26 protein-coding genes are annotated in these 25742 nt (G+C 70.6%); 13 read left to right on the top strand and 13 right to left on the bottom strand.

What is annotated here, in order from left to right; all coding sequences use genetic code 11:
• Positions 1–351 precede the first annotated feature (351 nt).
• Positions 352–1554 (bottom strand): ROK family protein, encoded by a 1203-nt coding sequence (locus tag ACWGDB_RS10435; protein ID WP_453822062.1) that lies wholly within the window; start codon positions 1552–1554, stop codon positions 352–354.
• A gap of 120 nt (positions 1555–1674) precedes the next feature.
• Here ACWGDB_RS10435 and ACWGDB_RS10430 point away from each other — a divergent pair, with 120 nt between their 5' ends.
• From ACWGDB_RS10430 to ACWGDB_RS10420, 3 genes are all read left to right on the top strand, one after another.
• Positions 1675–3138 carry an MGH1-like glycoside hydrolase domain-containing protein gene (locus ACWGDB_RS10430; RefSeq protein WP_453822061.1) on the top strand — a complete coding sequence of 488 codons (1464 nt, stop codon included), beginning with the start codon at positions 1675–1677 and terminating at the stop codon, positions 3136–3138.
• Complete coding sequence (locus ACWGDB_RS10425; RefSeq protein ID WP_453822060.1) at positions 3135–5072, top strand: amylo-alpha-1,6-glucosidase; 1938 nt, start codon at positions 3135–3137, stop codon at positions 5070–5072. Before ACWGDB_RS10430 ends, ACWGDB_RS10425 begins: the two co-directional genes overlap by 4 nt.
• A 451-nt stretch (positions 5073–5523) precedes the next feature.
• Positions 5524–7542 (top strand): CDP-alcohol phosphatidyltransferase, encoded by a 2019-nt coding sequence (locus tag ACWGDB_RS10420; RefSeq protein WP_453822177.1) that lies wholly within the window; start codon positions 5524–5526, stop codon positions 7540–7542.
• 3 nt (positions 7543–7545) lie between these two features.
• Here ACWGDB_RS10420 and dusB read toward each other — a convergent pair whose 3' ends face one another.
• Complete coding sequence (gene dusB, locus ACWGDB_RS10415) at positions 7546–8694, bottom strand: tRNA dihydrouridine synthase DusB (protein WP_453822059.1); 1149 nt, start codon at positions 8692–8694, stop codon at positions 7546–7548.
• Between the two features lie 70 nt (positions 8695–8764).
• Here dusB and ACWGDB_RS10410 point away from each other — a divergent pair, with 70 nt between their 5' ends.
• Positions 8765–10210 (top strand): MFS transporter, encoded by a 1446-nt coding sequence (locus ACWGDB_RS10410; protein WP_453822058.1) that lies wholly within the window; start codon positions 8765–8767, stop codon positions 10208–10210.
• Between the two features lie 51 nt (positions 10211–10261).
• Here the strand turns inward: ACWGDB_RS10410 and ACWGDB_RS10405 are convergent, their stop codons facing one another.
• The gene (locus ACWGDB_RS10405; protein ID WP_453822057.1) at positions 10262–11155 is read right to left on the bottom strand and encodes a helix-turn-helix transcriptional regulator; all 894 of its coding nucleotides are present in this window, start codon (positions 11153–11155) and stop codon (positions 10262–10264) included.
• A gap of 101 nt (positions 11156–11256) precedes the next feature.
• Between ACWGDB_RS10405 and ACWGDB_RS10400 the strand changes: the two genes are divergently transcribed.
• From ACWGDB_RS10400 to ACWGDB_RS10390, 3 genes are all read left to right on the top strand, one after another.
• On the top strand, positions 11257–12684 hold the full coding sequence (locus ACWGDB_RS10400; RefSeq protein WP_453822176.1) for an MFS transporter: 1428 nt from the start codon (positions 11257–11259) through the stop codon (positions 12682–12684).
• 158 nt (positions 12685–12842) lie between these two features.
• Positions 12843–13061 (top strand): hypothetical protein, encoded by a 219-nt coding sequence (locus tag ACWGDB_RS10395; RefSeq protein WP_453822056.1) that lies wholly within the window; start codon positions 12843–12845, stop codon positions 13059–13061.
• Between the two features lie 10 nt (positions 13062–13071).
• Positions 13072–13695: a GNAT family N-acetyltransferase gene (locus ACWGDB_RS10390; protein WP_383235644.1), complete on the top strand. Its 624-nt coding sequence runs from the start codon at positions 13072–13074 to the stop codon at positions 13693–13695.
• A 4-nt stretch (positions 13696–13699) separates the two neighbouring features.
• Here ACWGDB_RS10390 and ACWGDB_RS10385 read toward each other — a convergent pair whose 3' ends face one another.
• The 3 genes from ACWGDB_RS10385 to ACWGDB_RS10375 are packed head-to-tail and all read right to left on the bottom strand — an operon-like array spanning position 13700 to position 15660.
• Positions 13700–13993: a hypothetical protein gene (locus tag ACWGDB_RS10385; protein ID WP_453822055.1), complete on the bottom strand. Its 294-nt coding sequence runs from the start codon at positions 13991–13993 to the stop codon at positions 13700–13702.
• A gap of 18 nt (positions 13994–14011) precedes the next feature.
• Positions 14012–14611, bottom strand: a complete 600-nt coding sequence (locus ACWGDB_RS10380; protein ID WP_453822054.1) for a TetR family transcriptional regulator — start codon at positions 14609–14611, stop codon at positions 14012–14014.
• A 41-nt stretch (positions 14612–14652) separates the two neighbouring features.
• On the bottom strand, positions 14653–15660 hold the full coding sequence (locus ACWGDB_RS10375) for an aldo/keto reductase (RefSeq protein WP_453822053.1): 1008 nt from the start codon (positions 15658–15660) through the stop codon (positions 14653–14655).
• Between the two features lie 148 nt (positions 15661–15808).
• Between ACWGDB_RS10375 and ACWGDB_RS10370 the strand changes: the two genes are divergently transcribed.
• Positions 15809–16855 (top strand): chitinase, encoded by a 1047-nt coding sequence (locus ACWGDB_RS10370; RefSeq protein ID WP_453822052.1) that lies wholly within the window; start codon positions 15809–15811, stop codon positions 16853–16855.
• Positions 16856–16858: 3 nt separating this feature from the next.
• Here ACWGDB_RS10370 and ACWGDB_RS10365 read toward each other — a convergent pair whose 3' ends face one another.
• Positions 16859–17470, bottom strand: coding sequence for a LysE family translocator (locus ACWGDB_RS10365; RefSeq protein ID WP_453822051.1), 612 nt, complete (start codon positions 17468–17470; stop codon positions 16859–16861).
• Between the two features lie 205 nt (positions 17471–17675).
• Positions 17676–19058, bottom strand: a complete 1383-nt coding sequence (locus ACWGDB_RS10360; RefSeq protein ID WP_453822050.1) for a glycine--tRNA ligase — start codon at positions 19056–19058, stop codon at positions 17676–17678.
• 162 nt (positions 19059–19220) lie between these two features.
• Between ACWGDB_RS10360 and ACWGDB_RS10355 the strand changes: the two genes are divergently transcribed.
• The 5 genes from ACWGDB_RS10355 (at position 19221) to ACWGDB_RS10335 (ending at position 22902) form a co-directional block, all read left to right on the top strand.
• On the top strand, positions 19221–20186 hold the full coding sequence (locus tag ACWGDB_RS10355; RefSeq protein WP_453822049.1) for a metal ABC transporter substrate-binding protein: 966 nt from the start codon (positions 19221–19223) through the stop codon (positions 20184–20186).
• Between the two features lie 19 nt (positions 20187–20205).
• Positions 20206–20973 (top strand): metal ABC transporter ATP-binding protein, encoded by a 768-nt coding sequence (locus ACWGDB_RS10350; protein ID WP_453822048.1) that lies wholly within the window; start codon positions 20206–20208, stop codon positions 20971–20973.
• Positions 20973–21875 (top strand): metal ABC transporter permease, encoded by a 903-nt coding sequence (locus tag ACWGDB_RS10345; RefSeq protein ID WP_453822047.1) that lies wholly within the window; start codon positions 20973–20975, stop codon positions 21873–21875. The genes ACWGDB_RS10350 and ACWGDB_RS10345 overlap by 1 nt, the downstream gene beginning before the upstream one ends.
• 58 nt (positions 21876–21933) lie before the next feature.
• A complete protein-coding gene (locus ACWGDB_RS10340; RefSeq protein WP_453822046.1) occupies positions 21934–22350 on the top strand; it encodes a Fur family transcriptional regulator in 417 nt (138 codons plus the stop codon).
• 150 nt (positions 22351–22500) lie between these two features.
• Positions 22501–22902 carry a hypothetical protein gene (locus ACWGDB_RS10335; protein WP_453822045.1) on the top strand — a complete coding sequence of 134 codons (402 nt, stop codon included), beginning with the start codon at positions 22501–22503 and terminating at the stop codon, positions 22900–22902.
• Positions 22903–22971: 69 nt separating this feature from the next.
• Here the strand turns inward: ACWGDB_RS10335 and ACWGDB_RS10330 are convergent, their stop codons facing one another.
• The 5 genes from ACWGDB_RS10330 to ACWGDB_RS10310 form a co-directional block, all read right to left on the bottom strand.
• Complete coding sequence (locus ACWGDB_RS10330) at positions 22972–23811, bottom strand: isoprenyl transferase (RefSeq protein ID WP_453822044.1); 840 nt, start codon at positions 23809–23811, stop codon at positions 22972–22974.
• 17 nt (positions 23812–23828) lie between these two features.
• Complete coding sequence (recO, locus tag ACWGDB_RS10325; protein ID WP_369270916.1) at positions 23829–24575, bottom strand: DNA repair protein RecO; 747 nt, start codon at positions 24573–24575, stop codon at positions 23829–23831.
• A gap of 67 nt (positions 24576–24642) precedes the next feature.
• A complete protein-coding gene (locus ACWGDB_RS10320; protein ID WP_453822043.1) occupies positions 24643–25272 on the bottom strand; it encodes a DUF1266 domain-containing protein in 630 nt (209 codons plus the stop codon).
• 30 nt (positions 25273–25302) lie between these two features.
• Positions 25303–25518 carry a hypothetical protein gene (locus ACWGDB_RS10315; RefSeq protein WP_453822042.1) on the bottom strand — a complete coding sequence of 72 codons (216 nt, stop codon included), beginning with the start codon at positions 25516–25518 and terminating at the stop codon, positions 25303–25305.
• Positions 25515–25721, bottom strand: coding sequence for a hypothetical protein (locus ACWGDB_RS10310; protein WP_453822041.1), 207 nt, complete (start codon positions 25719–25721; stop codon positions 25515–25517). Before ACWGDB_RS10310 ends, ACWGDB_RS10315 begins: the two co-directional genes overlap by 4 nt.
• Positions 25722–25742: the final 21 nt, after the last annotated feature.

Below are 25742 nucleotides of genomic sequence, written 5' to 3'. Positions count from 1 at the left end.
GATCGAAGGCGCCTGGGTACGTCTACTCACGCGTCATGCGCCTGTAACCACCCGTCCGCCAGTGGATCGAAAGTCAAGGCTTGGCAAGCCGTGACGGCCGGATGTTTTCACTTCTTGAACGCAAGAGGGCCCACAGGTGCGGTATATCGCTCAGATGAGCAGCCATCCCGCACGTTTGATTTCGATCGATGAACGATCAAGGGGTGGCACCGAGTGCCACCCCTTGGAGAAGTGCAGCCGCTCAAGATCCGCTCATCTGAGCGCAACCCTTATCAAGGGTGGCGAGAATCACGCTGCCACAGCCGACGAGATTTCACCATGCGGACGTGCCCCGAGACGGAAACACGGACGTCACACCCCCAGTGCGAGCAGCCGTTCCTCCACCCGCGAGGGCGCGTACAGATGCTCCACGACCAGCGCCCCGGCACCCACGAGCCCGGCTCGGTCCCCCAGCCGGGAGGTCACGACGCTCAGATGAGCGGTGGAGCGCGGCAACGCCCGCTGGTACAGCAACTCGCGTACGCCGGTGAGAAAGGGCGTCCCGGCCAGATCCCCGGCGATCATCAGCACCCCGGGATTGAGCAGTGTCACGACCGTCGCCAGTACGTCCCCGACGTGGCGCCCGGCCTCCCGTGCCAGCGCGGCCGCCCCCGGATGACCCGAGGCCAGCACGTCCCGCACATCCGACCCGGACGCCGCGGGCACCCCCGCCTCGGCCAGCCGCCGGGCCACGGCGCCGCCACTGGCGACGGCCGCGAGGCAGCCGTACGAACCACACCGGCACAGCGCGTCCGCGCCCGCCGGCACCCTGATGTGGCCGATGTCGCCGGCGCCCCCGTCGATGCCCCGGTAGATCGAGCCGTCGACCACGACGCCGGCGCCGATGCCGGTCGACACCTTGACCAGGACGAACGCCGAGCAGCCGGGGAAACCCGTGCGCTGCTCGCCGTACGCCATGAGGTTGGCGTCGTTGTCGACCAGCACCGGGACCGGCGCGGCGCCGGTGGCTTCGGTGAAGGCCCTGGCCAGGCGGCCCGTTATGTCGTAGCCGTCCCAGCCGGGCATGATCGGCGGCTGGACGACCCGGCCGGTCCCGCTGTCCACCGGCCCCGGCACCGCGAGCCCGATGCCGCCCACCTCGCCGGCCCGGCGCCCGGTCTTCTCCAGCAGCTCGGCGAACCAGCGCCCGAGCTCGCCCAGCACCAGGTCCGGCCCGTCCTCGATGACCAGCGTGCCGGTGTGCTCGGCGAGGATCTCGCCGGTCAGGGAGAGCACGGCGGCACGCGCGTGCCGGGTCTCCAGGTCGGCGGCCAGGACCACGGCGTGGGCGTCGTCGAACTCCAGGGTGATGGAGGGACGGCCGCCCAGCGGGGAGTCCACGGGGCCGCCGGCGCCCTCGCGCAGCCAGCCGGCGCGGAAGAGGCGGTCGAGGCGCTGACCGACGGTGGCCCGGGAGAGACCGGTGGCCTGCTGGAGCGCCCCGCGCGTGACGGCTCGCCCGCTCCGCACCAGTTCGAGCAGTTCCCCGGCACTCGCCTGACCCCGTGCGCTCATGCACACCCCCTTGTGCTTCTCAACTCTGCATTACATATTGGGTTTTGCGTGTTAAATAGACGTAACCCTACGGTAGCCATGACCGAACCGGTCGGCCGGACGTCTTTCGGGGAGCCCCGAGTGGATCGCACTGCCCAGCTCACAGTCCGTCCCGCGGCGCGTGACATTGCATACGATCCGCCGCCCGCGGCGGATTCGCTGCACGTCAAAGCCGCCCGGGTGCTGGAGGACAACTGGACCGGCACCTCGACGGTGCCCTCGTGCAGTCTGTATCCGCACCAGTGGTCCTGGGACTCGGCGTTCATCGCGATCGGCCTGAGGCACGTCTCGCCGCTGCGGGCGCAGACGGAGCTGGAGACGCTGCTCGACGCCCAATGGGGTGACGGGCGGGTCCCGCACATCGTCTTCAACCCCTCCGTGCCGCTCGACGCCTACTTCCCGAGCCCCGACTTCTGGCGCTCCTCGACGGCGGGGCGCGCCGCGGGCGCCCCGCGCACCGTACAGACCTCCGGCATCGTGCAACCACCGGTGCACGCGCTGGCGGCCTGGCTGGTGCACCGCGCCGACCCTGGGCTGTCCCGGGCGCGCGGCTTCCTTACCCGGATGTATCCCCGCCTCGCCGCCTGGCACCGCTATCTGCTGCACCGGCGCGACCTCGGCGCAGGCGGCCTCGCGTCCGTCGTGCACCCGTGGGAACAGGGTATGGACAACAGCCCCTGCTGGGACGCCCCGCTCTCCCGCGTCACCCCGGCCCCGGCCCGCTCCTTCCGCCGCGCCGACCTCGACCACGGGGCGGCGGAGGACCGGCCGACGGATCTGGACTACGGGCGGTATGTGCGGCTGGCGACGGACTACCGGGACGGGGGGTACGCCGACGGCACCGGTGACTTCGCCGTCGAGGACCCGGCGTTCAACGCCCTGCTCATCGCCTCCGAACACGCGCTGGCCGAGATCGCCCGGGAGCTGGGGGCGACGGGCACGGCCCGGCACGCGCGCGCCGAGCGGCTGACGGCGGCGCTGATCGAGCGGCTGTGGGACCCGGCGGAGGGCATGTTCTTCTGCCGGGACGTGCGGAGCGAGGGGCCCAGCGACGGACCGGGCGAGGGGCGGTCCGACGGGCCGGCGGCCGGGGAGCTGCTCCCCGAGCGCAGCGTCTCCGGCCTCGTCCCGCTCCTCCTCCCCGCCCTCCCCCGCGACATCGCCGCCGCCCTGGTACGGACGCTGGGCGGACCGCACTTCGGCCTCGGCGGCACGACCCGCCTCGTGCCGAGCTACGACCTCCTCGGCGAGGCCTTCGAACCGCACCGCTACTGGCGGGGCCCGGCCTGGTTCAACACGAGCTGGCTGCTGGAGCGCGGGCTCCGGCTGCACGGCGAGCGCGGCCGGGCCGACGCCCTGCGCAGGGCGATCCTGCACACCGCCGACGCCTCCGGGTTCGCCGAGTACGTCAGCCCGTACACCGGCGACGCCTGCGGAGCCACCGGCTTCAGCTGGACCGCCGCGCTCACGCTCGACCTGCTGCACGACCACCCCGCGTGGGACACGACCGCCGTCAGGGAACTCAAGGGAGGGGACCGGGGATGACGGACCGCCATCATCTGCTCGTGTACGGGGGGACGTTCGCCGCCGTGGGCGACGGCGGGGACATCAGCGGCGTACGGGCCGCCGGCTCCCCGGAAGGGTTATTCGTACGCGACGCCCGGCATCTGAGCCGCTGGCAGCTCACCGTGGACGGCGCGGTGCCCGAGGCGCTCTCCCCGGTCGCCGACGGGGACACGGCCCGCTGTGTCCTGGTCCCGCGCGGCGGCCGCAACGAGCCTCCGGCCTACACCCTCTTCCGTGAACAGGCCGTCGGGGACGGGGCGTTCATCGAGTCCCTGCGGGTGACGAGCAACCGCCCGGTGCCGACGACGATCCGCCTGGCGATCACCGCGGACGCGGACTTCACCGACCAGTTCGAGCTGCGCTCCGACCACCGCACGTACGCCAAGACCGGCGCCACCCGCTCCCGTCAGGCCCTGGACCACGGGGTGGAGTTCGCGTACCAGCGAGGCGAATGGCGTTCGATCACGACCGTGACGGCCGACCCCGCCCCCGACGGCGTGGAGGAGACCGGCACCGGCGCCCGCCGCCTGGTGTGGACCCTCGATCTCGACCCGCACGGCACGGCGGAGCTGACCCTCCGGGTGATGGCCCGCCCCCACGGCGACAAACGCGCCCTGCGTGTCCCCCGCTCCCCCGCGGCCCTGTCCTCCCAACTCCTCTCCCAGGAAGGCGAGTTCGTTGAGGGCGTGGCCTTCCCGACGGGCTGGCCCGAGCTGGCCGCCGCCTGCGCACGGGGCCTGGCCGACCTGGCCGCGCTCCAGGTCCCGGCGACGGGCCCGGACGGAGAGGAACTGCGCGTCCCCGCGGCCGGCGCCCCCTGGTTCCTGACCCTCCTCGGCCGCGACGCCCTCCTCACCTCGCTCTTCGCCCTCCCCTACCGCCCCCGCCTCGCCGCCGCCACCCTCCCCGCACTGGCCGCGACCCAGGCCACGGAGATGGTCCCCGAGTCCGTCGCCCAGCCCGGCAAGATCGTGCACGAGGTCCGGCACGGCGAGCTGGCGCACTTCGGGCAGGTGCCGTATGGCCGCTACTACGGCTCGGTGGACGCGACGCCGCTGTTCCTGATCCTGCTCGGGGCGTACGTGGAACAGACCGGCGACACAGCCCTGGCCCGCGCCCTGGAGCCCAACGCCCGCGCGGCGATCGGCTGGATGCTGGACCACGGCGGGCTGACCTCCCGCGGCTACCTGGTCTACCGCGCCGACCAGGGCGGCCTCGCCAACCAGAACTGGAAGGACTCCCCCGGCGCCATCTGCTCCGCCGACGGCACCCGTCCCGGCGGTCCCGTGATGGCGGCGGGCGCCCAGGGTTATGCGTACGACGCCTTGCGCCGCACGGCGTGGCTGGCCCGCACGGCATGGCAGGACGAGACCTACGCGGCCCTCCTGGAGCAGGCGGCGGGCGACCTCCGTGACCGTTTCCAGCGGGACTTCTGGATGCCGGAGCATTCCTTCCCCGCCCTGGCGCTGGACGGCGGGGGCCGTCAGGTGGACGCGCTGGCGTCGGACGCGGGGCATCTCCTGTGGTCCGGCCTGCTGGACAAGGAGTACGGCGAGGCGGTGGGCCGGCGCCTGCTGGAGCCTGACTTCTTCTCGGGCTGGGGAGTGCGCACCCTGGCATCCGGCCAGCCCGCCTACCACCCCCTCTCCTACCACCGGGGCTCGGTCTGGCCGCACGACAACGCGCTGATCACCCTGGGCCTGGCCCGCTACGGCCTGCACGACGAGGCCCGCACGGTCGCCCACGCCCTGGTCGACGCGGCGACGACCACCGGCCACCGCCTCCCCGAGGTCCTCGCGGGCTACGGCCGCGACACCCACGCGGAACCGGTGCCGTACCCGCACGCCTGCGTACGCGAGTCCCGCTCGGCGGCGGCCCCGCTGGCGCTGCTGACGGCGGTGGGCGGGGCGTAGGCGGACGACCACGGGCCTGTTGGCCTGCCGTTTGCCCAGCGTTTGCCGAGCGCTGGGGCACCGGAGCTGAACACCGGCCGGGGGCCGACCGTACGGGATGACGGCGGGCCCCCAGCCTCCCCAGCGAGGCCCGCCGCACCACTCCACCAGGGGCCTCGCACGGAAGGACCTTCGGGTGCCTGTGTTCACGCGCCTACGTCAACTGCCCGGCAAGAAGAACAACTTGCCCGACGAGACGGCCTCCATCGAGCCCCCCGCAACGGCAGCGGGCGGGGACTCCCCGCAGGTCCCGCCTGCATCCGCCGACGAAACGGCCGACACCGACCGCGAGGACGCGGCACGGAAGCTCCCAGCCCCTGCCGACGAGAACCCGACCACCAACGGCGAGTACGCACCGCAGGGACCCCTCTCGCCCTCCGACGAGACCGCGGCCACCGCCAGCGAGGACCCACTGCGGGAGCCCCCCGCCCCCTCCGACGAGGAGGCGGCCATCAACGGCGAGGACACACCACAGGAACCGCCCGCCCCGTCCGACGAGGCAGCCGCACCACCTCGCGATGCGACCGCGGCCACCGACGCCGAGGACACACCGCAGGAACCCCTCTCACCCTCCGGCAAAGCCGCGGCCACCGACAGAGAGGACGCACCGCAGGAGCCCCCCGCCCCCTCCGACGGAGCCGCACCCCGCCACCCCGAACCCGCGGCCGCCGACGGTGAGCAACCGGCTGTGGGGCCAACCGCACCCGACGACCAAAGCGGCACAGGTGGTGCGGGTGGGAACAACAGCACGGGCGAAGGCGCAGCCGAGCCCGAAGCAAAGCCCCCGACCGCCCGCGCGCTGAGAATCAGGCGCACTCTCCACTGGACGACCACCGCCCTCGCCACCGCCCTGATCCTCGCCGCCCTCCTCCTCCCCAACACCCTCCCCGCCCTGCAGCCGAACAGATTCACCCGCATCCCCGCGGAGGCGATCATCGGCGCAGTAGTCATGCTCGCCCTCCCTCGCCGCCCAAGACTCATAGCGGCAACGCTCTACGGCATCGGCCTCGCCGTACTCACCGTGCTGAACCTCCTCGACATCGGCTTCAACGAATACCTCGGCCGCGGCTTCAACGCCGCCCTCGACTGGGACCTCCTCCCCGACGCCCAGTCGTACGTCGCCGACACGATGGGCACAGCCGTGGCCACCGGTGCCGCGGTGGGCGGCGTGATCCTGATCCTGCTGCTGATGGCCCTGATGGCGGCCGCAACGATCCACCTCAGCACCCTGCTCGCCCGGCACAAGGCAAGGGCCACCCAGGGCGCGCTCATGGCCGGCACGGTGTGGATCACCTGCACCGCACTCGGCCTCCAGGCCTTCGGCATGCCCATCGCCTCCGACCACGCGGCCGGCGCGTTCAGGACCCACGCACAGCGGACGGTGGACTCCCTGGAGGACGAGGCCCGGTTCGCCGAGGAGGCCAAGGAGGACACCTTCGGCAACACGCCCCCCGACCAACTGCTGCCGGACCTGCGCGGCAAGGACGTCGTCTTCACCTTCATCGAGAGCTACGGCCGCACCGCCATCGAGGACCCGATCACGGCCCCCGGCGTGGGCAGAACCCTCGACGCCAGCAACACGGCCCTGGCCGAGGCGGGCTTTCACGCGAGGAGCGGCTGGCTGACCTCGGCGACCTTCGGCGGCAGCAGCTGGCTGGGCCACTCCACCACCATGTCGGGCCTGTGGATCGACAACCAGCGTCGCTACCGCACCGTCACCGCCGGCGAACACCTCACCCTCACCAAGGCGTTCCAGAAGACCGGCGCCTGGGACACGGTCGGGGTCATGCCCGGCGTACAGAAGGGCTGGCCGGAGTCGCAGTGGTACGGCCTGGACAGGATGTACAACGCCTGGCAACTGGGCTACAGGGGCCCGAAGTTCAGCTGGTCGACGATGCCCGACCAGTACGCCCTGGAGGCCTTCCAGCGCCGGATCCACGGCAAGAAGCGCGACAAGCCGCTGATGTCCTTCGTCATCCTGACCTCCAGCCACCAGCCCTGGGCTCCGCTGCCGAAGATGGTCGACTGGGACGACCTGGGCGACGGCTCGGTCTTCGGCCCGATCCAGAAGGCCGGGAAGAAGGCGGCGGACGTCCTCACCGACACCACGAAGTCCCGCGAGGAGTACGGCAAGTCCGTCGAGTACTCGCTGACCGGCCTCACCCAGTGGATGGAGCGCTACGGCACCGACGACACCGTCCTCGTCTTCCTCGGCGATCACCAGCCGATGGCCCGGGTCAGCGGCAACCACGCGAGCCGTGACGTGCCGATCTCCATCGTCGCCAAGGACCCGAAGGTCCTCGACAAGATCGCCGACTGGAACTGGACGGACGGCCTGAAGCCCGCCGAGGACGCCCCGGTCTGGCGGATGAGCGCCTTCCGGGACCGCTTCCTGACGGCGTACGGCTCGACACCGCACGCGTCGAAATAGCGCTCAGCCCCCGGACGTGTCCAGCTCCGCGTCCTCGCCCACGCCCGCGCAGTCGTACGGGTCCTTCAGCCAGCCGTCCGGCAGCACCACCCGGTTGTTGCCGGACGTACGGCCACGGGGCCCGTCGGCACCGGTCGGCCACGGCTGGTCGAGGTCCAGCTCGTCCAGCCCGGACCGGAGTTCCTCGAGCGAGGAGGTGACGGCGAGCCGCTTGCGCATCTCGGAGCCGACCGCGAAGCCCTTCAGATACCAGGCGACGTGCTTGCGGAAGTCGATGACGCCGCGCGCCTCGTCCCCGATCCACTCACCCAGCAGCGTGGCATGCCGGACCATGACGTCGGCGACCTCGCGCAGGCCGGGCCTCGCGACGGCCTCCGTACGCCCCTCGAAGGCCGCGACCAGGTCCGAGAACAGCCACGGCCGCCCCAGGCACCCACGCCCGACGACCACCCCGTCGCACCCGGTCTCCCGCACCATCCGCACCGCGTCCTCGGCCGACCAGATGTCGCCGTTGCCGAGCACGGGGATCTCCGGGACGTGCTCCTTCAGCCGCGCGATGGCGTCCCAGTCGGCGGTGCCGCCGTAGTGCTGGGCGGCCGTACGGCCGTGCAGGGCGATGGCCGTCACGCCCTCATCGACGGCGATCCGGCCGGCGTCGAGGTAGGTGATGTGATCGTCGTCGATGCCCTTGCGCATCTTCATCGTGACGGGCAGGTCACCCGCCCCGCTGACCGCCTCCCGCAGGATCGCCCGCAGCAGGTTCCGCTTGTACGGCAGCGCGGAGCCGCCGCCCTTGCGCGTCACCTTCGGCACCGGGCACCCGAAGTTCAGGTCGATGTGGTCGGCCAGGCCCTCCTCCGCGATCATGCGGACGGCCTTGCCGACGGTGGCCGGGTCGACGCCGTACAGCTGGATCGAGCGCGGCTTCTCGGTCGCGTCGAAGTGGATCAGCTGCATGGTCTTCTCGTTGCGCTCGACCAGCGCCCGGGTCGTGATCATCTCGCTGACGAACAGCCCCTTGCCACCGCTGAACTCCCTGCACAGCGTGCGGAAGGGCGCGTTCGTGATCCCGGCCATCGGGGCCAGGACGACGGGCGGCTGCACGGTGTGCGGACCGAACTGGAGGGGTGCGGCGACGGGCGGGGCGGTCATGGACATCCCCCCATTCTCACGTACCGGACCGGGTGGGTCGAAATTCATTAGTTAGGCGTACTATTCAAGAATGCCGGAGCTCAGCCCTCGCCGCCGACTGCTGGTGCTCGCGATCTGCTGCATGAGCCTGCTGATCGTGAGCCTCGACAACACCGTGCTCAACGTCGCACTGCCCGCCCTGCAGCGCGATCTCGACGCGAGTACGTCGGGTCTGCAGTGGACGATCGACGCGTACACGCTCGTCCTCGCCTCGCTGCTGATGCTGGCCGGCTCCACGGCGGACCGGATCGGCCGCAAGCGGGTCTTCATGGCGGGCCTGGTCGTCTTCACCATCGGCTCGGCCCTGTGCTCCCTCGCGCCGAACCTCGACGCCCTGATCGCCTTCCGGATGGTGCAGGCGGTGGGCGGTTCGATGCTCAACCCGGTCGCGATGTCGATCATCACCAACACCTTCACCGACCCGCGCGAGCGGGCCCGGGCGATCGGGGTGTGGGGTGGCGTGGTCGGCATCTCGATGGCCGCGGGCCCGCTGGTCGGCGGGCTGCTGGTGGAGTCGGTCGGCTGGCGGTCGATCTTCTGGGTCAACCTGCCGGTGGGCCTGGCCGCGCTCCTCCTCACCCTCCGCTACGTCCCCGAGTCCCGCGCCGCGCGGGCCCGCCGCCCCGATCCGGTCGGCCAGGTGCTGGTCATCGCGCTGTTCGGCGCCTTGACATACGCGATCATCGCGGCGCCGACGGCACCCGCGTCCGAGACCCTGCTCCTCGGTGGCGTGGCCCTGGCCGCGCTGACCGCCCTCCTGATCTACGAACCCCGCCGCACCGAGCCCCTCATCGACCTGCGGTTCTTCCGTTCAGCGCCGTTCAGTGGGGCCACGGTGATCGCGATCAGCGCGTTCGCGGCGCTGGGCGGGTTCCTGTTCCTGTCGACGCTCTACCTCCAGAACGTGCGCGGGCTGGACGCGCTGCACGCGGGGCTGTGGATGCTGCCGATGGCGACACCGATGTTCCTGTGCGCACCTCTGTCGGGGCGGCTGGTGGGCACCCGGGGGCCGCGGCTGTCGTTGCTGATCGCCGGCACCGCGATGACCCTGAGCGCGGCCCTGTTCGCCGTCTTCGACGCCGAGACGTCCAACGCCACGCTGGTCCTCGGGTACGCGGTGTTCGGTATCGGCTTCGGGTTCGTCAACGCGCCGATCACCAACACGGCGGTCTCCGGTATGCCGCGCGCGCAGGCCGGGGTGGCGGCGGCCGTCGCCTCCACGAGCCGGCAGTTGGGGCAGACGCTGGGGGTGGCCGTGGTCGGGGCCGTGCTGGCGGCGGGGGTGTCGGTGTCGTCGTACCGGGAGACGTTCGTCGACGCCGCCGTGCCCGGCTGGTGGATCCTCACCGGGTGCGGGCTCATGGTCCTGGTGGTGGGGGCGGTCACGAGTGGGCCGTGGGCTCGGCGCACCGCTGAACGTACGGCTGAGCGGCTGGAGTCGGCGGAGGTTCGCGACGCGTCCCGGGTCAGTGCGTAGGCTTTGCGACCGCGGGCCGGTGGGGGCTGGTCGCGCAGTTCCCCGCGCCCCTCAGGGCGTCGCCCTCGCCAGCGCTATTGCGTGCAGCTTCTCCAGGCGGTCCCGTGACTCCTCGTCCGCCGGCACGTACGTCACCATTCTCGGCCCCACCTCCGGGCTCAGCCACAGGTCCGTGTGGTCGACGACCACCCGCCCCACGTGCCGGTTGAGGAACTCCTTGCGCTTGCTGCGGTGAGACACCACCTCGTGGCGGTCCCAGACCTCGCAGAACTGCGGGGACTCCGCGCGCAGCCTCTTCAGCAGCATCTTCCAGACGGGCTCGGCCAGGTGGCCGGCCATCGCGGCGCGGAAGCGGGCGGCCATGAGGCGTTGGGCCTCCCTCAGGTGCACGATCGACGACTGCCACTCCTCGTGCGTGTACGACAGGATCAAGCAGTTGCGGTCCTCGGGCGGCACCGCCTCCAGGTCGCACAGCAGCAGACCGTAGGTGCGGTTGTGGGCGAGGATGTCGTAGCGGCTGTTCTGCAGACAGGCCGGGTACGGCTCCAGTTGCTCCAGGACGGCACGCATCGCGGGGGTCACCGACGGGCAGGTCGTCGCCGGCGTCGGATCCACCGCCCCGGCCAGCTGGAAGAGGTGGGAACGCTCGCTGGGGTCGAGCATCAGGGTGCGGGCGAGGGCGTCCAGGACCTGGACGGAGACCTGGATGTCCCGGGCCTGCTCCAGCCACGTGTACCAGGTCACGCCGACCGCCGAGAGCTGGGCGACCTCCTCGCGGCGCAGGCCCGGTGTGCGGCGTCGGCTGCCGCGGGGCAGGCCGACCTGCTCGGGGGTGATGTGCTCGCGGCGGTGGCGCAGGAAGGCGGCGAGTTCGTGGCGCCGGATCTCCGACGCGACGACGGGGCGGGGAGCTTCGGTCGCCGTTTCCTGGGCCATGGTCGTCATTCCTCCAGCCTGCCGCTCCCCGGATCCTGTTTCCAGGTGCTTTCGCTACCAGGATAAGGACACTCTGGTACCCGTCTCGGAGCGGGAGCAGGCTCGTGACCGTGACCGAAACCATCACTTCACGCAAGGCCCCGGCCATCGCGGCACCACCCTCGCTCGGCGGCCTCGGGCTCTTCACGGTGCTGCTGGGCGCGGCACTTCCGCTCATCGACTTCTTCATCGTCAACGTGGCCCTGCCCACCATCGGCCACGACCTCGCGGCGAGCGAGGCCGTGCTCGAACTCGTCGTCGCGGGCTACGGGTTGGCGTACGCCGTGCTGCTCGTCCTCGGCGGGCGGCTCGGTGACCTGTTCGGCCGGCGGCGGCTCTTCCTGGGCGGTATGGCGGCGTTCGGGCTGACCTCGCTGGCGTGCGGGCTCGCGCCCAGCGCGTGGACGCTCGTCGCGGCGCGGGTCGCGCAGGGAGCGGCGTCGGCGGCGATGCTGCCGCAGGTGCTGGCCACCATTCAGGCTGCCACCAGCGGTCAGCGCCGCGCGAAGGCGATGGGCCTCTACGGCGCCACCGCCGGCCTGTCGATGGTGGCCGGGCAGATCCTCGGCGGCGTGCTCGTCGCCGCGGACATCGCGGGCACCGGCTGGCGCTCGGTCTTCCTGGTCAACGTCCCCGTCGTCCTCGTCGGCCTCTTCCTGGCCGCCCGCGCGATGCCGGAGACCCGCTCCCAGCGCCCCGAGCCGCTGGACGGGCCCGGCACGGTCCTGCTCGCCGTTTCCCTCCTTGCGCTGCTGGCCCCGCTCACCGAGGGCCGGGCGGCCGGCTGGCCGCTGTGGACGTGGCTGTCGCTGGCGGCGTTCCCGTTCGTGGCGGGGGCGTTCTACGCGGTGGAGCGGCGGGCCGACCGGGCAGGGCGCACTCCGCTCGTACCGCCGAGCCTCTTCGCGCTCACGTCCCTGCGGCGCGGGCTGGTGATGATCGTGCCGTTCTCGATCGGCTTCAGCGGCTTCATGTTCGTGATCGCGGTGGCGTTGCAGCAGGGCGCGGGCCTCGGCCCGGTCGCGGCGGGAGTGGCACTCGTGCCGATGGCGGTGGTGTTCTTCTTCGTCTCGCTGGCCGGCCCCCGGCTGGTCGCCCGCTACGGCACCCGGGTCGTGACCGCCGGTGCGGTGATCCAGGGAGTGGGCGTGGCCCTGATGGCGCTGGCCGCCTGGCGGTTCTGGCCGGAATTCGGCTTCGTCGAGCTGCTGCCGGGCGCGGCGATCGCCGGTGCGGGGCAGGCCCTCCAACTCCCCGTCATCTTCCGGATCGTGCTCTCCGAGGTGCCGGCCGCGAGGGCGGGTGTCGGCAGCGGGGTGATGATCACGACCCAGCAGTCGTCGCTGGCCCTGGGTGTGGCGACGCTGGGCACGCTCTTCCTCTCCCTGGCCGCCACGATGGGCATGGGCGACGCCCTGGTCGTCACGCTCGTGGTCCAGTTGGCCGGAGTGGTGCTGACAGGCCTGCTCAGCCTGCGTCTGCCGCGCACGATCGGTTGACCGTACGTTGAGATCATCCGGTGAGGGTGTGGCCACAGGTTGGTCAACTCGCCGGGGAAAAGTCCCTGTTGATGTTGGTCTTGCTGCACACTCCTTGCTGCGCACGGCTGCTCCCGGCCGGGCATGCGGACTCGATGTCCTCGGACGCTGGAGGCGTCATGCTGGAGATCAACACGAGCAAGGTGAGCCGCTGGGACCACCACGGACGCGAGCACGTCGTGCGAGTACAACGCAAAGGCGCGCAGCGCTCGATCAGATGCGACACCTGCGGCTGGCGCAAGAGCGCCCAGTTCCTGCCGTGGCTGAAGGCGGAGGAACACCTGGCCGAGGAACACCAGGCGACGGTGGACCCGACGGGCGCCCAGTCCGACCGATGACCCGCGCCCGATGACCGGCATCCGCCGGTACCACCCCGGGGACCGGGCGGCCGTCGAGGACATCTGCGTCCGCACGGCCCACGAGGGCGGGGACAGCCGGCCGCACTACCGTGATCCCGGCATCTTCCCGGCGGCCTTCGCGCTCCCGTACGTCGTCCTGGAACCGGATCTCGCGTTCGTCCTGGACGACGGGGCGGGCCGGGCGGTCGGCTACATCCTGGGCGCCGCGGACACCCCGCGCTTCGTGACGGCCTTCCGCACGAAGTGGCTGCCCGTGGCCGCCCGTCGCCACCCCGAGCCGCCCGACCCCCCGACCACCCCGGACGAGCGGATGCTCGGCCTGCTGCACCACCCGGAGCGCATGCTCGTCCCGGAGGTCGCGGCCTACCCGGCCCACCTGCACATCGACCTGCTTCCGGCGTGGCAGGGCCGGGGCCACGGCCGCGCGCTCATGCGCACCCTGCTGCGGGCCCTCCACGACCAGGAGGTCCCGGCCGTCCATCTCTCCATGGTCACGGCCAACACCCCGGCCAGGGCCTTCTACGACCGCCTCGGCTTCCACGAGATCGACGTCCCGGATCCGGGACCGGTCACCTACCTCGGACGCACGACCGGCGAACCGGACCGCCTGTGACGTCTCAGCCCCGAGCCCGCAGCCCACGCATCAACAGATCCAGGACCGCCCCGAACTCCGCCTCCACCCCCGGCTGTTCCCACTCCCCCGAATAGTGCGGGTCATGGAAGCGGTCCGTCGCCCCCAAGAGGGCGGAGAGCCGTGACGGCGGGGCCTCGGCCATGAACGCGCCCAGCTCCCGCGCCACACGGACAACCTCGGACAGCCGGCCGGCGCGTTCGCCAATGGTGCCGACGGACCCGACCGACGCCCACCCGGACCACTCACCCGCGTCCGCACCCCGCAAGACGCCACCCATCGACCCCCGCGCCCCGGCTCAGCCCCGAGCCCGCAGCCCACGCATCAACAGATCCAGGACCGCCCCGAACTCCGCCTCCACCCCGGGCTGTTCCCACTCCCCCGAATAGTGCGGGTCATGGAAGCGGTCCGTCGCCCGGAAGAGGGCCAGAGCCGTGGTGGCGGGGTTGTCGGCGGTGAAGGCGCCCGCTTCGGCGCCCGTGCGGACGATCTCGGTCAGCTGGCCGGTGAGCTCGGCGATGTGCTCGCCGACGACCGTCTCGACGGTCTCGGTGGTCAGCACCGAGTACGTGGCGAAGAGCTCGGGATCGTCGAAGGCCTTGCGTCGCTTGGCGGCGAAGAGCGCCGCGAGCCACTCGCGCACCCGGGTCTCCGGGTCCAGGTCCGGGGCGGCGACGATGGCCGCCAGGATCCCCGTCGTCCGGTCCAGCCACCGCTTCGTCACCGCCTCCCGCAGCGCCGCCTTGGTACGGAAGTGCCGGTAGACGCTGCCATGGCTGACGCCGAGCGCGCGGGCCACGTCGACCACGGTGGCCTTGGCCGGGCCGTGGCGGCGCAGCACCTCCTCGGTGGCTTCGAGGATGCGCTCGGCGGTCAGGGTCGTGGGCGTCTGCGACATGTCCTAGACCGTACCTGGCCCAGGACCCGGCCCCGGGGCCACTACTTGCTGCCCAGGTGCGCCATCTGCGCGGCCGGGTAGCGGTCGCCCGCCGCCGCGTCCGCCGGCACCGCCTCCTCGATCGCCGTCAGGTCGGCCGCGTCCAGCGTGACCTCCAGCGCGCCCAGCGACTCGGTGAGCCGCTCCCGGGTGCGGGCGCCGACGAGCGGCACGATGTCGTCGCCGCGGGAGAGCACCCAGGCGATGGCGATCTGGGCGACGGAGACGCCCTTCTGCTCGGCGATCTTCCGCAGCGCCTCCACCAGGGTCAGGTTGTGCTGGAGGTTCTCGGCCTGGAAGCGGGGCGAGAAGGCGCGGAAGTCGTTCGCGGCGAGCTGCCGGTCCGGGGCGAAGTGGCCGGAGATCAGCCCGCGGGACAGCACGCCGTACGCCGTGATGGAGATCCCGAGCTCACGGGTGGTCGGCAGGACCGACTCCTCGATGCCGCGGGAGATCAGGGAGTACTCGATCTGGAGGTCGGCGATCGGCGCGGTCGCGGCGGCCCGGCGGATGGTGTCGGCGCCGACCTCGCTGAGGCCCACGTGCCGGACGTACCCCTTCTCGATCAGTTCCGCGATCGCGCCGACCGTCTCCTCGATCGGTACGTCGGGGTCGAGCCGGGCGATCCGGTACACGTCGATGTGGTCCACGCCGAGGCGCTGCAGTGAGTACGCGGCGAAGTTCTTCACGGCGGCGGGCCGGCCGTCGTAACCGACCCAGCCGCCCTCCGGGTCGCGCAGCGCGCCGAACTTCACGCTGACCAGGGCCTGTTCACGCAGGCCGGCGGGCGCGGTGCGCAGGGCCTCGCCGATCAGCATCTCGTTGTGACCCATGCCGTAGAAGTCGCCGGTGTCGAGCAGAGTCACGCCGGCCTCCAGGGCGGCGTGCACGGTGGCGATCGACTCGGCCCGGTCCGCGTCGCCGTACAGCGCGGACATGCCCATGCAGCCGAGGCCGAGGGCGGAGACCTGGGGGCCGGTGGTTCCGAGGGAGCGAGTTTGCATCGTCATGCCCCCACCATGCCCTAACAGCTGACAGATTTCAATATCTGTCATTCCATACTTGTCCAACGTGGTCCAGACCTATTGACGAGAGGTCTGGACCACGAGCACTGTCATGCCTACGACACCTCACCGCACCCCCACCGGGAGGCCCCGTATGCTCCGCCGCGCCCTGCGCCTGCTCGCCACCGCCCTGGCGACCGCCTGTCTGACCCAGCTCCCCGTCGCCGCCCCCGCCTCGGCCGCCGACACCTGCGCCGTGAAGTCGAAGCCGTCCGGCAAGGTCCTCCAGGGCTACTGGGAGAACTGGGACGGCGCCGCCAACGGCGTCCACCCGCCCTTCGGCTGGACCCCGATCACCGACTCCCGCATAGCGGCCCACGGCTACAACGTGCTCAACGCGGCTTTCCCGGTCATCCGCTCCGACGGGACGGCGCTGTGGGAGGACGGCATGGACAGCGGGGTGAAGGTGGCCACCCCCGCCGAGATGTGCGCGGCGAAGGCCGCCGGTCAGACGATCCTGCTGTCGATCGGCGGCGCGACGGCCGGCATCGACCTGAGCTCGACCGCCGTTGCGGACCGTTTCGTCGCGACGATCGTCCCGATCCTGAAGAAGTACAACTTCGACGGCATCGACATAGACATCGAGACGGGCCTGGTCGGCAGCGGCAACGTCGGCCAACTCTCCACGTCACAGGCCAACTTGATCCGCATCATTGACGGGGTGCTGGCCCGGATGCCGTCCAACTTCGGCCTGACCATGGCCCCCGAGACGGCGTACGTCACCGGCGGCAGCGTCACCTACGGCTCGATCTGGGGCGCCTACCTGCCGATCATCAAGAAGTACGCCGACAACGGCCGCCTGTGGTGGCTGAACATGCAGTACTACAACGGCAGCATGTACGGCTGCTCCGGCGACTCCTACGCCGCCGGCACCGTCCAGGGCTTCACCGCCCAGACCGACTGCCTCAACAAGGGCCTGGTCATCCAGGGCACGACCATCAAGGTCCCGTACGACAAGCAGGTCCCGGGCCTGCCCGCCCAGTCCGGCGCGGGCGGCGGCTACATGTCCCCGTCCCTGGTCGCGCAGGCCTGGCGCCACTACGGCACGTCCCTCAAGGGCCTGATGACCTGGTCGCTCAACTGGGACGGCTCGAAGAACTGGACGTTCGGCGACAACGTGAAGTCCCTGCAGGGCCGTTGAGGCTCACCTGGTCGTGAGGGCGAGCTTCGCCCCCAGCGCCACGAACGACCCCGCGAAGCTCCGCCGCAGCCACGTCATCACCCTCGGCCGGGAGGTGACGTGGCCGCGCACGGACGCGGCCAGGACGCCGTACGCCGCGAAGACCAGGAACGTCGCCAGCATGAACACCCCGCTCAGCGCCAGCATCCGCATCACCACGTGCGGCTCGTGCGGGCTCACGAACTGCGGCAGGAACGCGAAGAAGAAGATCGTCAGCTTCGGATTGAGGATGTTGATCAGCACGGCCCGGACGATCACCTGCCGCGCCGACTCCGGGGTGGTGCCCTCCTCGACGGCGACAGCGTCCTTGTCCCGCACGGTCGCCCACGCCATGTAGAGGAGATAGGCGACACCGGCGTACTTGAGGACCTGGAAGGCGGCGGCGCCGGCATTCAGCAGCGCCGCCAGACCGGTCACCGTGGCCAGCACATGCGGCACGATCCCGAGCGTGCATCCGAGCGCGGCGACAACACTGGCCCGCCGCCCACGGGAGAGCCCGGCGGCAAGGGTGTAGACGACACCGGTGCCGGGCGTGGCAACGACAACAAGGGTGGTCAGCAGGAAGGCGATACTCATGCCCGCCACCTTCCGGCCCCGGGCACGCCCGGAACAGGGCCAATCACCCCCCGCTCACGAGGACCAATTCCGGGCCCCTCAAAACGCCGATTCCCCGCACCCACCAAGGGGCGCGGGGAACTGCGCGACAAGCCACGACGAACCCGCGGCCGGCGAACCACACCAGCAAGGCAGACGCAGCCCCGCTCGGCGATCTAGCAACGACCTAGCAACCGACGAGCCTCGCAGCGAGGTACCCCTCGATCTGGTCCAGCGACACACGCTCCTGCTTCATCGAGTCCCGCTCACGAACCGTGACCGCGTTGTCCTCAAGCGTGTCGAAGTCCACCGTCACACAGAACGGCGTACCGATCTCGTCCTGGCGCCGGTACCGGCGCCCGATCGCACCGGCGTCGTCGAACTCGATGTTCCAGTTCTGCCGCAGCGCCTGCGCGAGCCCCTTGGCCTTCGGGGAGAGCTCCGGGTTGCGCGAGAGCGGCAGCACCGCGACCTTCACCGGCGCCAGACGCGGGTCGAGCCGCAGCACCGTGCGCTTCTCCATCTTGCCCTTGGCGTTCGGCGCCTCGTCCTCGACGTAGGCGTCGAGCAGGAACGCCAGCATCGCGCGGCCGACACCGGCCGCGGGCTCGATGACGTACGGCGTCCAGCGCTCGCCGGCCTCCTGGTCGAAGTAGGAGAGGTCCTGGCCGGAGGCCTTGGAGTGGGCGTTCAGGTCGTAGTCGGTGCGGTTGGCGACACCCTCCAGCTCGCCCCACTCGCTGCCGCCGAACGAGAAGCGGTACTCGATGTCGGCGGTGCGCTTGGAGTAGTGGGAGAGCTTCTCCGCCGGGTGCTCGTACCAGCGCATGTTCTCCTCACGGAGACCCAGGCCGGTGTACCAGTTCCAGCGCTCCTGCATCCAGTACTCCTGCCACTTCTCGTCCTCGCCCGGCTTGACGAAGAACTCCATCTCCATCTGCTCGAACTCGCGGGTGCGGAAGATGAAGTTGCCGGGCGTGATCTCGTTGCGGAAGGACTTGCCCATCTGCGCGATGCCGAACGGCGGCTTGCGGCGCGAGGTGGTCTGCACCTGACCGAAGTTGGTGAAGATGCCCTGGGCGGTCTCGGGGCGCAGGTAGGCGATCGAGCCGGAGTCCTGCGTCGGGCCGAGGTGCGTCGACAGCAGACCCGAGAACTGCTTGGGCTCGGTGAACTGGCCCTTGTTGCCGCAGTTGGGGCAGTTGATGTCGGCGAGGCCGTTCTCCGGGGCGCGGCCCTTCTTCTCCTCGTACGACTCCTCAAGGTGGTCCGCGCGGAACCGCTTGTGGCAGGAGGTGCACTCGGTGAGCGGGTCCGTGAAGGTGGCGACGTGGCCGGAGGCGACCCAGACCTCGGGGGCCAGGATCACGGACGAGTCGATACCGACCACGTCCTCGCGCGACGTCACCATGTAGCGCCACCACTGGCGCTTGAGGTTCTCCTTGAGCTCGACACCCAGCGGCCCGTAATCCCATGCGGCACGCTGACCGCCGTAGATCTCACTGCAGGGAAATACGAAGCCACGGCGCTTGCTCAGGCTGACGATGGTGTCGATCTTGTCGGCGGCCACGGTGCTCTCTTCATTACGACGACGGGCGACGAAGCGAGGCGCTTCACAGCGAATGCTTCAGGGTACCGGCGGGGCCTCCCCCTCAACCAAATCGGTAGCCCTCTGTGGACAGCCCCTCACGCTTGTTGACAATCGTTTCCACCTTTGCTGAAAATGACTGTCATGAACGTACGACGACATCACATATCCGGGCTTGCCCTGGCGGCCGTCACCGCACTCGGTATCGGCACGCTCTCCGCCTGCTCCTCGGACAGCGCGGCCGCGGGCAACACGGACAAGTTCGACGTCGTCGCGTCGTTCTACCCCATGGCCTTCCTCGCCGAGCAGGTCGGGGGCGACCATGTCAACGTCTCCAGTCTGACCGAACCCGGCCAGGAGCCGCACGACCTGGAGATCAGCGCACAGCAGCGGGCCCAGCTGGAGGACTCCGACGCGGCGCTCTACCTCAAGGGCCTGCAGCCGTCCATCGACGAGGCCATCGGGCAGGCGGGCCTGGACACGAAGATCGACGCCGCCTCGCTGACCAAGCTCGAGGACCACGGCGACGTCGAGCACGAGCACGCGGGCGAGCACGCCGAGGAGGAGCACTCCGAGGAGGAGGGCCACGCCCTCGACCCGCACGTCTGGCTCGACCCGGTGAAGTACGCCGAGATCGCCAAGGGCGTCGGCGCGGCCTTCGAGAAGGCCGACCCGGATCACGCGGCCGACTACAAGAAGAACACCGACGCGCTGGTCAAGAAGCTCGACGCCCTCAACACCCGGGTCGCGGACGGGCTCAGGAACACCGAGAGCAAGGTCTTCTTCACCAACCACGCCTCCTTCGGCTACTTCGCCGAGCGCTACGGCCTGACCCAGGAGGCCATCTCCGGCGTCGACCCGGACAGCGAGCCCAGCCCGGCCCGGATCAAGGAGCTCCAGCAGGAGGCCAAGGCCGACGGCGTGACCACCGTGTTCTACGAGACACTGGTGTCCGACAAGACCGCGAAGACCCTCGCCGACGACGCGGGCCTCAAGACGGACGTTCTGGATCCGCTGGAAGGCATCACCGACAAGTCCAAGGGCGACGACTACTTCCAGGTCATGGAGGCCAACCTCAAGGCGCTGCAGACCGCGCTGGGGGCCAAGTGACCAACCTACGGAGGACGGCATGACCGAGCCCGTCATTTCGCTGCGCGGAGTCCGCGCCGAGCTGGGCTCGCGCCCCGTCCTGCGCGGTATCGACCTCACCGTGGGCCGCGGTGAGGTCGTCGCCCTGCTCGGAGCCAACGGCTCGGGCAAGTCGACCGCCGTGCGCAGCATCATCGGCCAGGTGCCGGTCAGCACCGGCGAGATCGAGCTGTTCGGGACCCCGCGGGCCCGGTTCCGCGACTGGGCGCGGGTGGGCTACGTCCCGCAGCGCACGACGGCCGCGGGCGGCGTGCCCGCCACGGTCGGCGAGGTCGTCTCCTCGGGCCGCCTGTCGCGCACCCGCTTCGGCGTCTTCCGCAAGGCCGACCACGCGGCCGTACGCCGCGCCCTGGACCTCGTCGGCATGACGGACCGGGTGAAGGACTCGGTCGGTGCCCTGTCCGGCGGTCAGCACCAGCGGGTGCTCATCGCCCGCGCCCTGGCCTCCGAGCCGGAACTGCTGATCATGGACGAGCCGATGGCGGGTGTGGACCTGGCCAGCCAGGAGGTGCTCGCGCAGACGCTCAGGGAGCAGGTCGCCGCCGGCTCGACGGTCCTGCTGGTCCTGCACGAACTCGGCCCGCTGGAGCCCCTGATCGACCGGGCGGTCGTCCTGCGCGACGGCTGCGTGACGCACGACGGCCCGCCCCCGAAGGCCGTCGGCCAGCACGCGCTGCCCGGCCACGACCACGTACACCCGCACGCGGCTCACGACGCCGAACCGATCCGGACGGGGCTGCTGAGCTGATGGACTTCCTGAATTACGACTTCATGCAGCGGGCGCTGCTCGCCGCCGTCCTGGTCGGCATCACCGCGCCCGCCGTCGGCATCTACCTCGTCCAGCGCCGCCAGGCCCTGATGGGCGACGGAATCGGCCACGTGGCGATGACCGGCGTCGGCCTCGGCTTCCTGCTCTCCTGGTCGCCGGTGTGGATGGCCACGCTGGTCTCCGTCCTGGGCGCGGTCCTGATGGAGCTGATCCGCTGGTACGGCCGCACCCGCGGCGACATCGCCCTCGCGATGCTCTTCTACGGCGGTATGGCCGGCGGCGTGATGTTCATCAACCTCGCGCCGAACGGCTCCAACGCCAACCTGACGTCGTACCTCTTCGGCTCCCTGTCCACGGTGAGCGAGTCGGACGTGACGGCGATCATCCTGCTCGCCGCGTTCGTGGTGCTGGTCACCCTCGGCCTGCGCCGCCAGCTGTTCGCGGTGAGCCAGGACGAGGAGTTCGCCCGGGTCACGGGCCTTCCGGTGCGCGCCCTGAACCTGCTGACGGCGATCACCGCGGCGGTGACCGTGACGGTGGCGATGCGCGTGGTCGGTCTCCTCCTGGTGAGCGCGCTGATGGTGGTGCCGGTGGCGGCCGCCCAGCAGCTCACCCGGAGCTTCGCGGCGACGTTCGCGATCGCCGTCGCGATCGGTGTCACGGTGACGATCGGCGGCACGGTCACGTCGTACTACCAGGACGTCCCGCCCGGCGCGACGATCGTGCTGCTGACCATCGGCGCCTTCATCGCGCTCACCGCCCTGGCGGCGCCACTGGCCCGCCGCAGGGCCCGCGCCCTGGCGGCGGCACAACCCGAAGGCGATCCGGCAGAGTGCGCGATTCCGGCCAGCCGGGATGCCACGGGCAAGGTCGGCGTCTGACTGCTGACAGTCCGGGCTGGCACAATGGCCCGGCAAGTGCAGACGTGAGGAGGCAACGGTGACGACCGCTGGACCGCCCGTAAAGGGCCGCGCGACTCGGCAGCGGGCCGCCGTGGCGGCGGCCCTGGACGAGGTCGACGAGTTCCGCAGTGCGCAGGATCTCCACGACATGCTGAAGCACAAGGGCGACTCGGTCGGGCTCACCACGGTCTACCGCACCCTGCAGTCCCTCGCCGACGCCGGCGAGGTCGACGTGCTGCGCACCTCCGACGGCGAGTCGGTCTACCGCCGCTGCTCGACCGGCGAACACCACCACCACCTCGTCTGCCGCGTCTGCGGCAAGGCCGTGGAGGTCGAGGGCCCGGCGGTGGAGAAGTGGGCGGACGCCATCGCGGCCGAGCACGGCTTCGTGAACGTGGCGCACACGGTGGAGATCTTCGGCACGTGTGCGGAGTGCGCGGCCTCCAACGCCTGAGGCAGGGGCGCGAGTCCGCCGCGCACGTCCGGTGCGTGAGATGAATAACAGGTTGCCTGTACGTGATCTTTTGGCCATAGGATCACGTCGGTTTCTGCGCACGCAGAGGCTGAAAGTGACCACAGGGGGCACAACTTGAAACTGGGACGTATGGCAGGCGTGGCCGCCGCGAGCGCGGCGCTCGTACTCGGAGTCGCCAACTCCGCTGTCGCGGCCGACCACACCATGCACACGGGGGACGTCTGGGGCAACGTGCCCGGCGTCGACTGGAGCGGCACCGGCTACTTCAACGAGTACGGCGATGTCGTCACCATCAAGGACAACGACGCCGACGGCTACGCCGTGAAGATGTTCGTGTACAAGCACGAGCTGTACGGCGCGAAGCTGTACGAGTTCTCCGTCGGCGGCGAGGGCAACTCCGCCACCAAGAAGGCGTCCATGGGCGGTTCGTACAACCTGCCGGAGAACACCAACATCGCGTTCCTCTTCTGCCGCTACAAGGGCGGCGCGGAGAGCGAGTGCAAGGGCTACACGTTCAAGAACGACCACTGACGTCGGCTCGAACCGCGAACGGCCCCGCTCCACTTCGGTGGGCGGGGCCGTTCCCGTGCGTGCGCGAGGTCAGCTCTCCTCGGGGCGGCCCTCCATCGCCAGCAGCTCCTCGTTCGGGATGGCCCCGCCGAACCGCCGGTCGCGCGACGCGAACTCCACGCACGCGCGCCACAGGTCACGCCGGTCGAAGTCCGGCCACAGGACGTCCTGGAAGACCATCTCGGCGTAGGCGCTCTGCCAGAGAAGGTAGTTGGAGGTGCGCTGCTCACCGCTCGGGCGCAGGAACAGGTCCACGTCGGGCATGTCCGGGTAGTACAGGTACTTGGCGAAGGTCTTCTCGTTGACCTTGGACGGGTCCAGCCGCCCCGCCTTCACGTCCGCCGCGAGGGCCTGCGCGGCGTCCGCGATCTCGGCCCGGCCCCCGTAGTTCATGCAGAAGTACAGCGTCAGCTTGTCGTTGTCCTTGGTCTGCTCCTGGGCGATCTGGAGCTCCTTGGCGACGGACTTCCACAGCTTCGGCATCCGGCCGACCCACCGCACCCGGATCCCCAGCTCGTCGAGCTGGTCGCGGGTCTTGCGGATGAAGTCGCGGTTGAAGTTCATGAGGAAGCGCACCTCGTCCGGCGAGCGCTTCCAGTTCTCGGTGGAGAACGCGTACAGGGAGATCGCGCCGACGCCCATCTCGATCGCCCCCTGGAGGACGTCGAGGACCCGCTCGGCGCCGACCTTGTGGCCCTCGGTGCGCGGCAGCCCGCGCTCCTTCGCCCAGCGGCCGTTCCCGTCCATGACGATCGCCACATGGTTGGCGACCAGCTCGCCGGGGAGCTTCGGCGCGCGGGCGCCGGATGGATGCGGCTCCGGTGCCTTGTACTCGCGGCGCCGGCGCCCCAGGAACCCACTCACAACCATGTGCTTTCCGTCTCCCTCTACTTTTCCACGTACCGAAGCGAGCGCAGCCCGCGCTCCAGGTGCCAGTGCAGATAGGCGGACACGATCCCGCTGCCCTCCCGGACGTACCGCGACTCGCAGGCGTCCGCCGTCTCCCAGTCTCCCGTAAGGAGCGCGGCGAGCAGTTCGAGTGTCTGCGGCGACGGTACGACGCTACCGGGCACCCGGCAGTCGACACAGACCGAGCCCCCGGAGCCCACGGAGAAGAAACGGTTCGGACCGGGCATACCGCACTTCGCACAGTCGCTGAAGCTGGGGGCGTAGCCGTTGACGGCGAGCGACCGCAGCAGGAAGGCGTCGAGAACAAGGTGCGGGGCGTGCTCGCCGCGGGAGAGGGTGCGCAGGGCCCCGACGAGCAGCAGGTACTGCTGCACGGCCGGCTCGCCCTCGTGATCGGTGAACCGCTCGGCGGTCTCCAGCATGGCCGTCCCGGCGGTGTAGCGCGCGTAGTCGCTGACGATCCCGCCGCCGTACGGAGCGATGGTCTCGCTCTGCGTGCACAGCGGCAGCCCGCGTCCGATCAGCTCGCTCCCCCGCGCGAAGAACTGCACGTCGACGTGGGAGAAGGGTTCGAGCCGCGCCCCGAACTTCGACTTGGTCCGCCGCACACCCCGGGCCACGGCCCGCACCCGCCCGTGTCCGCGGGTGAGCAAGGTGATGATCCGGTCGGCCTCGCCGAGTTTCTGTGTCCGCAGGACGATGCCGTCATCCCGGAAGAGGCTCATCGCGGGCCTCCGTGGACTTCCGGCCGAGGGAACAGACTCATGGGGTCATTCTCTCGTACGCCTGGGGTCAGCAGGCGCGATCGGGGTGGCTGATGGTGTCCCACGGCGCGAGGTTCCAGGGGCTGGAACGATTGGCCGGGTCCAGCAGCGCCCGCAGATGCGCGTCGGCGGTGGCCTGCGGAGCCGGGAGGTCCGAGGCGGACTCCGCCCTGCCCCGCAGTCCGTCCCGCCAGACCTGCCGGCCGAGCAGGTAGTGATCGGCGTACTCCTGCCACGAGCCGTACGTCCCCACCACCGTCGGCACGATGTTCTTCAGCGCGGTCCAGGCGTCGGGCTCGTCGATCAGCCCGCAGGCGAACCCACGGCGGGTGATGTCGACGTACAGCGCGGCGTCCCAGGCCAGCGGCGCGACGCCCGTGACCCGCAGCGCCCTCGCCCGGTACCCGCTGCGGGCCAGGTCGTCGAGCCGGTCGATCAGCTCCGCACGCGAGGTGATCTCCCACTGCTCGGCCAGCCAGCGCCGGGCGCTGTCGTCGTCGATCCGCGTGTACGGGTAGAGGGTCTTCCGCGAGGCGCCGCTGTCCCGGCTCACCGGAGCGCTCAGTGACACCATCCACAGCTGGTGCGTGCTCAGCGGCACGGGGTAGCGCCGGGACGTCTTCGCCCCTCGCCTCCTCCATCTCTTCCACAAGCCCATGCCGCCGCACCTTACGGGCCCGCCCCTACGTCAAGGAACCTCACCCCGGCTGCGTGCGTTGGCGTACGCCGTCGCCGCGCGCAGCCGCTCGGCGGGGGTGGCCGTACGTACGGCGCCCGGCTCGGCGTCCCACTCCTTCCCGCCCCCGTACGGTCTCAGCTGCACATACGGCCCCTCATGTCCCATCACGACCCCGATCGTCCCCCTGTACGTGTCCACGACGTACGACCCGATCGGTGGCTTCACCGCAACACCGCCGTGAGGCGCTGCGCGACCTCGACCGAACACCGGCCCAATTCGACGAGCGGGCAAGGGGCTTCACGCGCAAGACTCGCCGGATCGATCCGGAGTGTCGGAAGCGTAATTCCTGCCTTCTCCAGCACCGCCCGCAATTCCTTCACTACTTCCTCCGCTTCTTCGACGCAGCGCGCCGAGTGTCGTGCCGACACCTTGCTCCCCTCCTATTTGGG

The sequence above is a fragment of the Streptomyces sp. NPDC055013 genome (assembly GCF_053608645.1).
Note: the sequence above shows the minus strand (reverse complement) of the source record. Positions and strands in the feature narration are given on the sequence as shown.

What these genes read in the sequence shown, in the direction of transcription:
- ACWGDB_RS10380 (WP_453822054.1), bottom strand. Translation starts at nt 14,611, where the DNA reads ATGTCGCAGACGCCCACGACCCTGACCGCCGAGCGCATCCTCGAAGCC.
- ACWGDB_RS10350 (WP_453822048.1), top strand. Translation starts at nt 20,206, where the DNA reads ATGACCGAGCCCGTCATTTCGCTGCGCGGAGTCCGCGCCGAGCTGGGC.
- ACWGDB_RS10330 (WP_453822044.1), bottom strand. Translation starts at nt 23,811, where the DNA reads ATGGTTGTGAGTGGGTTCCTGGGGCGCCGGCGCCGCGAGTACAAGGCA.
- ACWGDB_RS10355 (WP_453822049.1), top strand. Translation starts at nt 19,221, where the DNA reads ATGAACGTACGACGACATCACATATCCGGGCTTGCCCTGGCGGCCGTC.
- ACWGDB_RS10335 (WP_453822045.1), top strand. Translation starts at nt 22,501, where the DNA reads ATGGCAGGCGTGGCCGCCGCGAGCGCGGCGCTCGTACTCGGAGTCGCC.
- ACWGDB_RS10375 (WP_453822053.1), bottom strand. Translation starts at nt 15,660, where the DNA reads ATGACGATGCAAACTCGCTCCCTCGGAACCACCGGCCCCCAGGTCTCC.
- ACWGDB_RS10395 (WP_453822056.1), top strand. Translation starts at nt 12,843, where the DNA reads ATGCTGGAGATCAACACGAGCAAGGTGAGCCGCTGGGACCACCACGGA.
- ACWGDB_RS10435 (WP_453822062.1), bottom strand. Translation starts at nt 1,554, where the DNA reads ATGAGCGCACGGGGTCAGGCGAGTGCCGGGGAACTGCTCGAACTGGTG.
- ACWGDB_RS10425 (WP_453822060.1), top strand. Translation starts at nt 3,135, where the DNA reads ATGACGGACCGCCATCATCTGCTCGTGTACGGGGGGACGTTCGCCGCC.
- recO (WP_369270916.1), bottom strand. Translation starts at nt 24,575, where the DNA reads ATGAGCCTCTTCCGGGATGACGGCATCGTCCTGCGGACACAGAAACTC.
- ACWGDB_RS10370 (WP_453822052.1), top strand. Translation starts at nt 15,809, where the DNA reads ATGCTCCGCCGCGCCCTGCGCCTGCTCGCCACCGCCCTGGCGACCGCC.
- ACWGDB_RS10385 (WP_453822055.1), bottom strand. Translation starts at nt 13,993, where the DNA reads ATGGGTGGCGTCTTGCGGGGTGCGGACGCGGGTGAGTGGTCCGGGTGG.
- ACWGDB_RS10410 (WP_453822058.1), top strand. Translation starts at nt 8,765, where the DNA reads ATGCCGGAGCTCAGCCCTCGCCGCCGACTGCTGGTGCTCGCGATCTGC.
- ACWGDB_RS10390 (WP_383235644.1), top strand. Translation starts at nt 13,072, where the DNA reads ATGACCGGCATCCGCCGGTACCACCCCGGGGACCGGGCGGCCGTCGAG.
- ACWGDB_RS10345 (WP_453822047.1), top strand. Translation starts at nt 20,973, where the DNA reads ATGGACTTCCTGAATTACGACTTCATGCAGCGGGCGCTGCTCGCCGCC.
- ACWGDB_RS10320 (WP_453822043.1), bottom strand. Translation starts at nt 25,272, where the DNA reads ATGGGCTTGTGGAAGAGATGGAGGAGGCGAGGGGCGAAGACGTCCCGG.
- ACWGDB_RS10365 (WP_453822051.1), bottom strand. Translation starts at nt 17,470, where the DNA reads ATGAGTATCGCCTTCCTGCTGACCACCCTTGTTGTCGTTGCCACGCCC.
- ACWGDB_RS10405 (WP_453822057.1), bottom strand. Translation starts at nt 11,155, where the DNA reads ATGACGACCATGGCCCAGGAAACGGCGACCGAAGCTCCCCGCCCCGTC.
- dusB (WP_453822059.1), bottom strand. Translation starts at nt 8,694, where the DNA reads ATGACCGCCCCGCCCGTCGCCGCACCCCTCCAGTTCGGTCCGCACACC.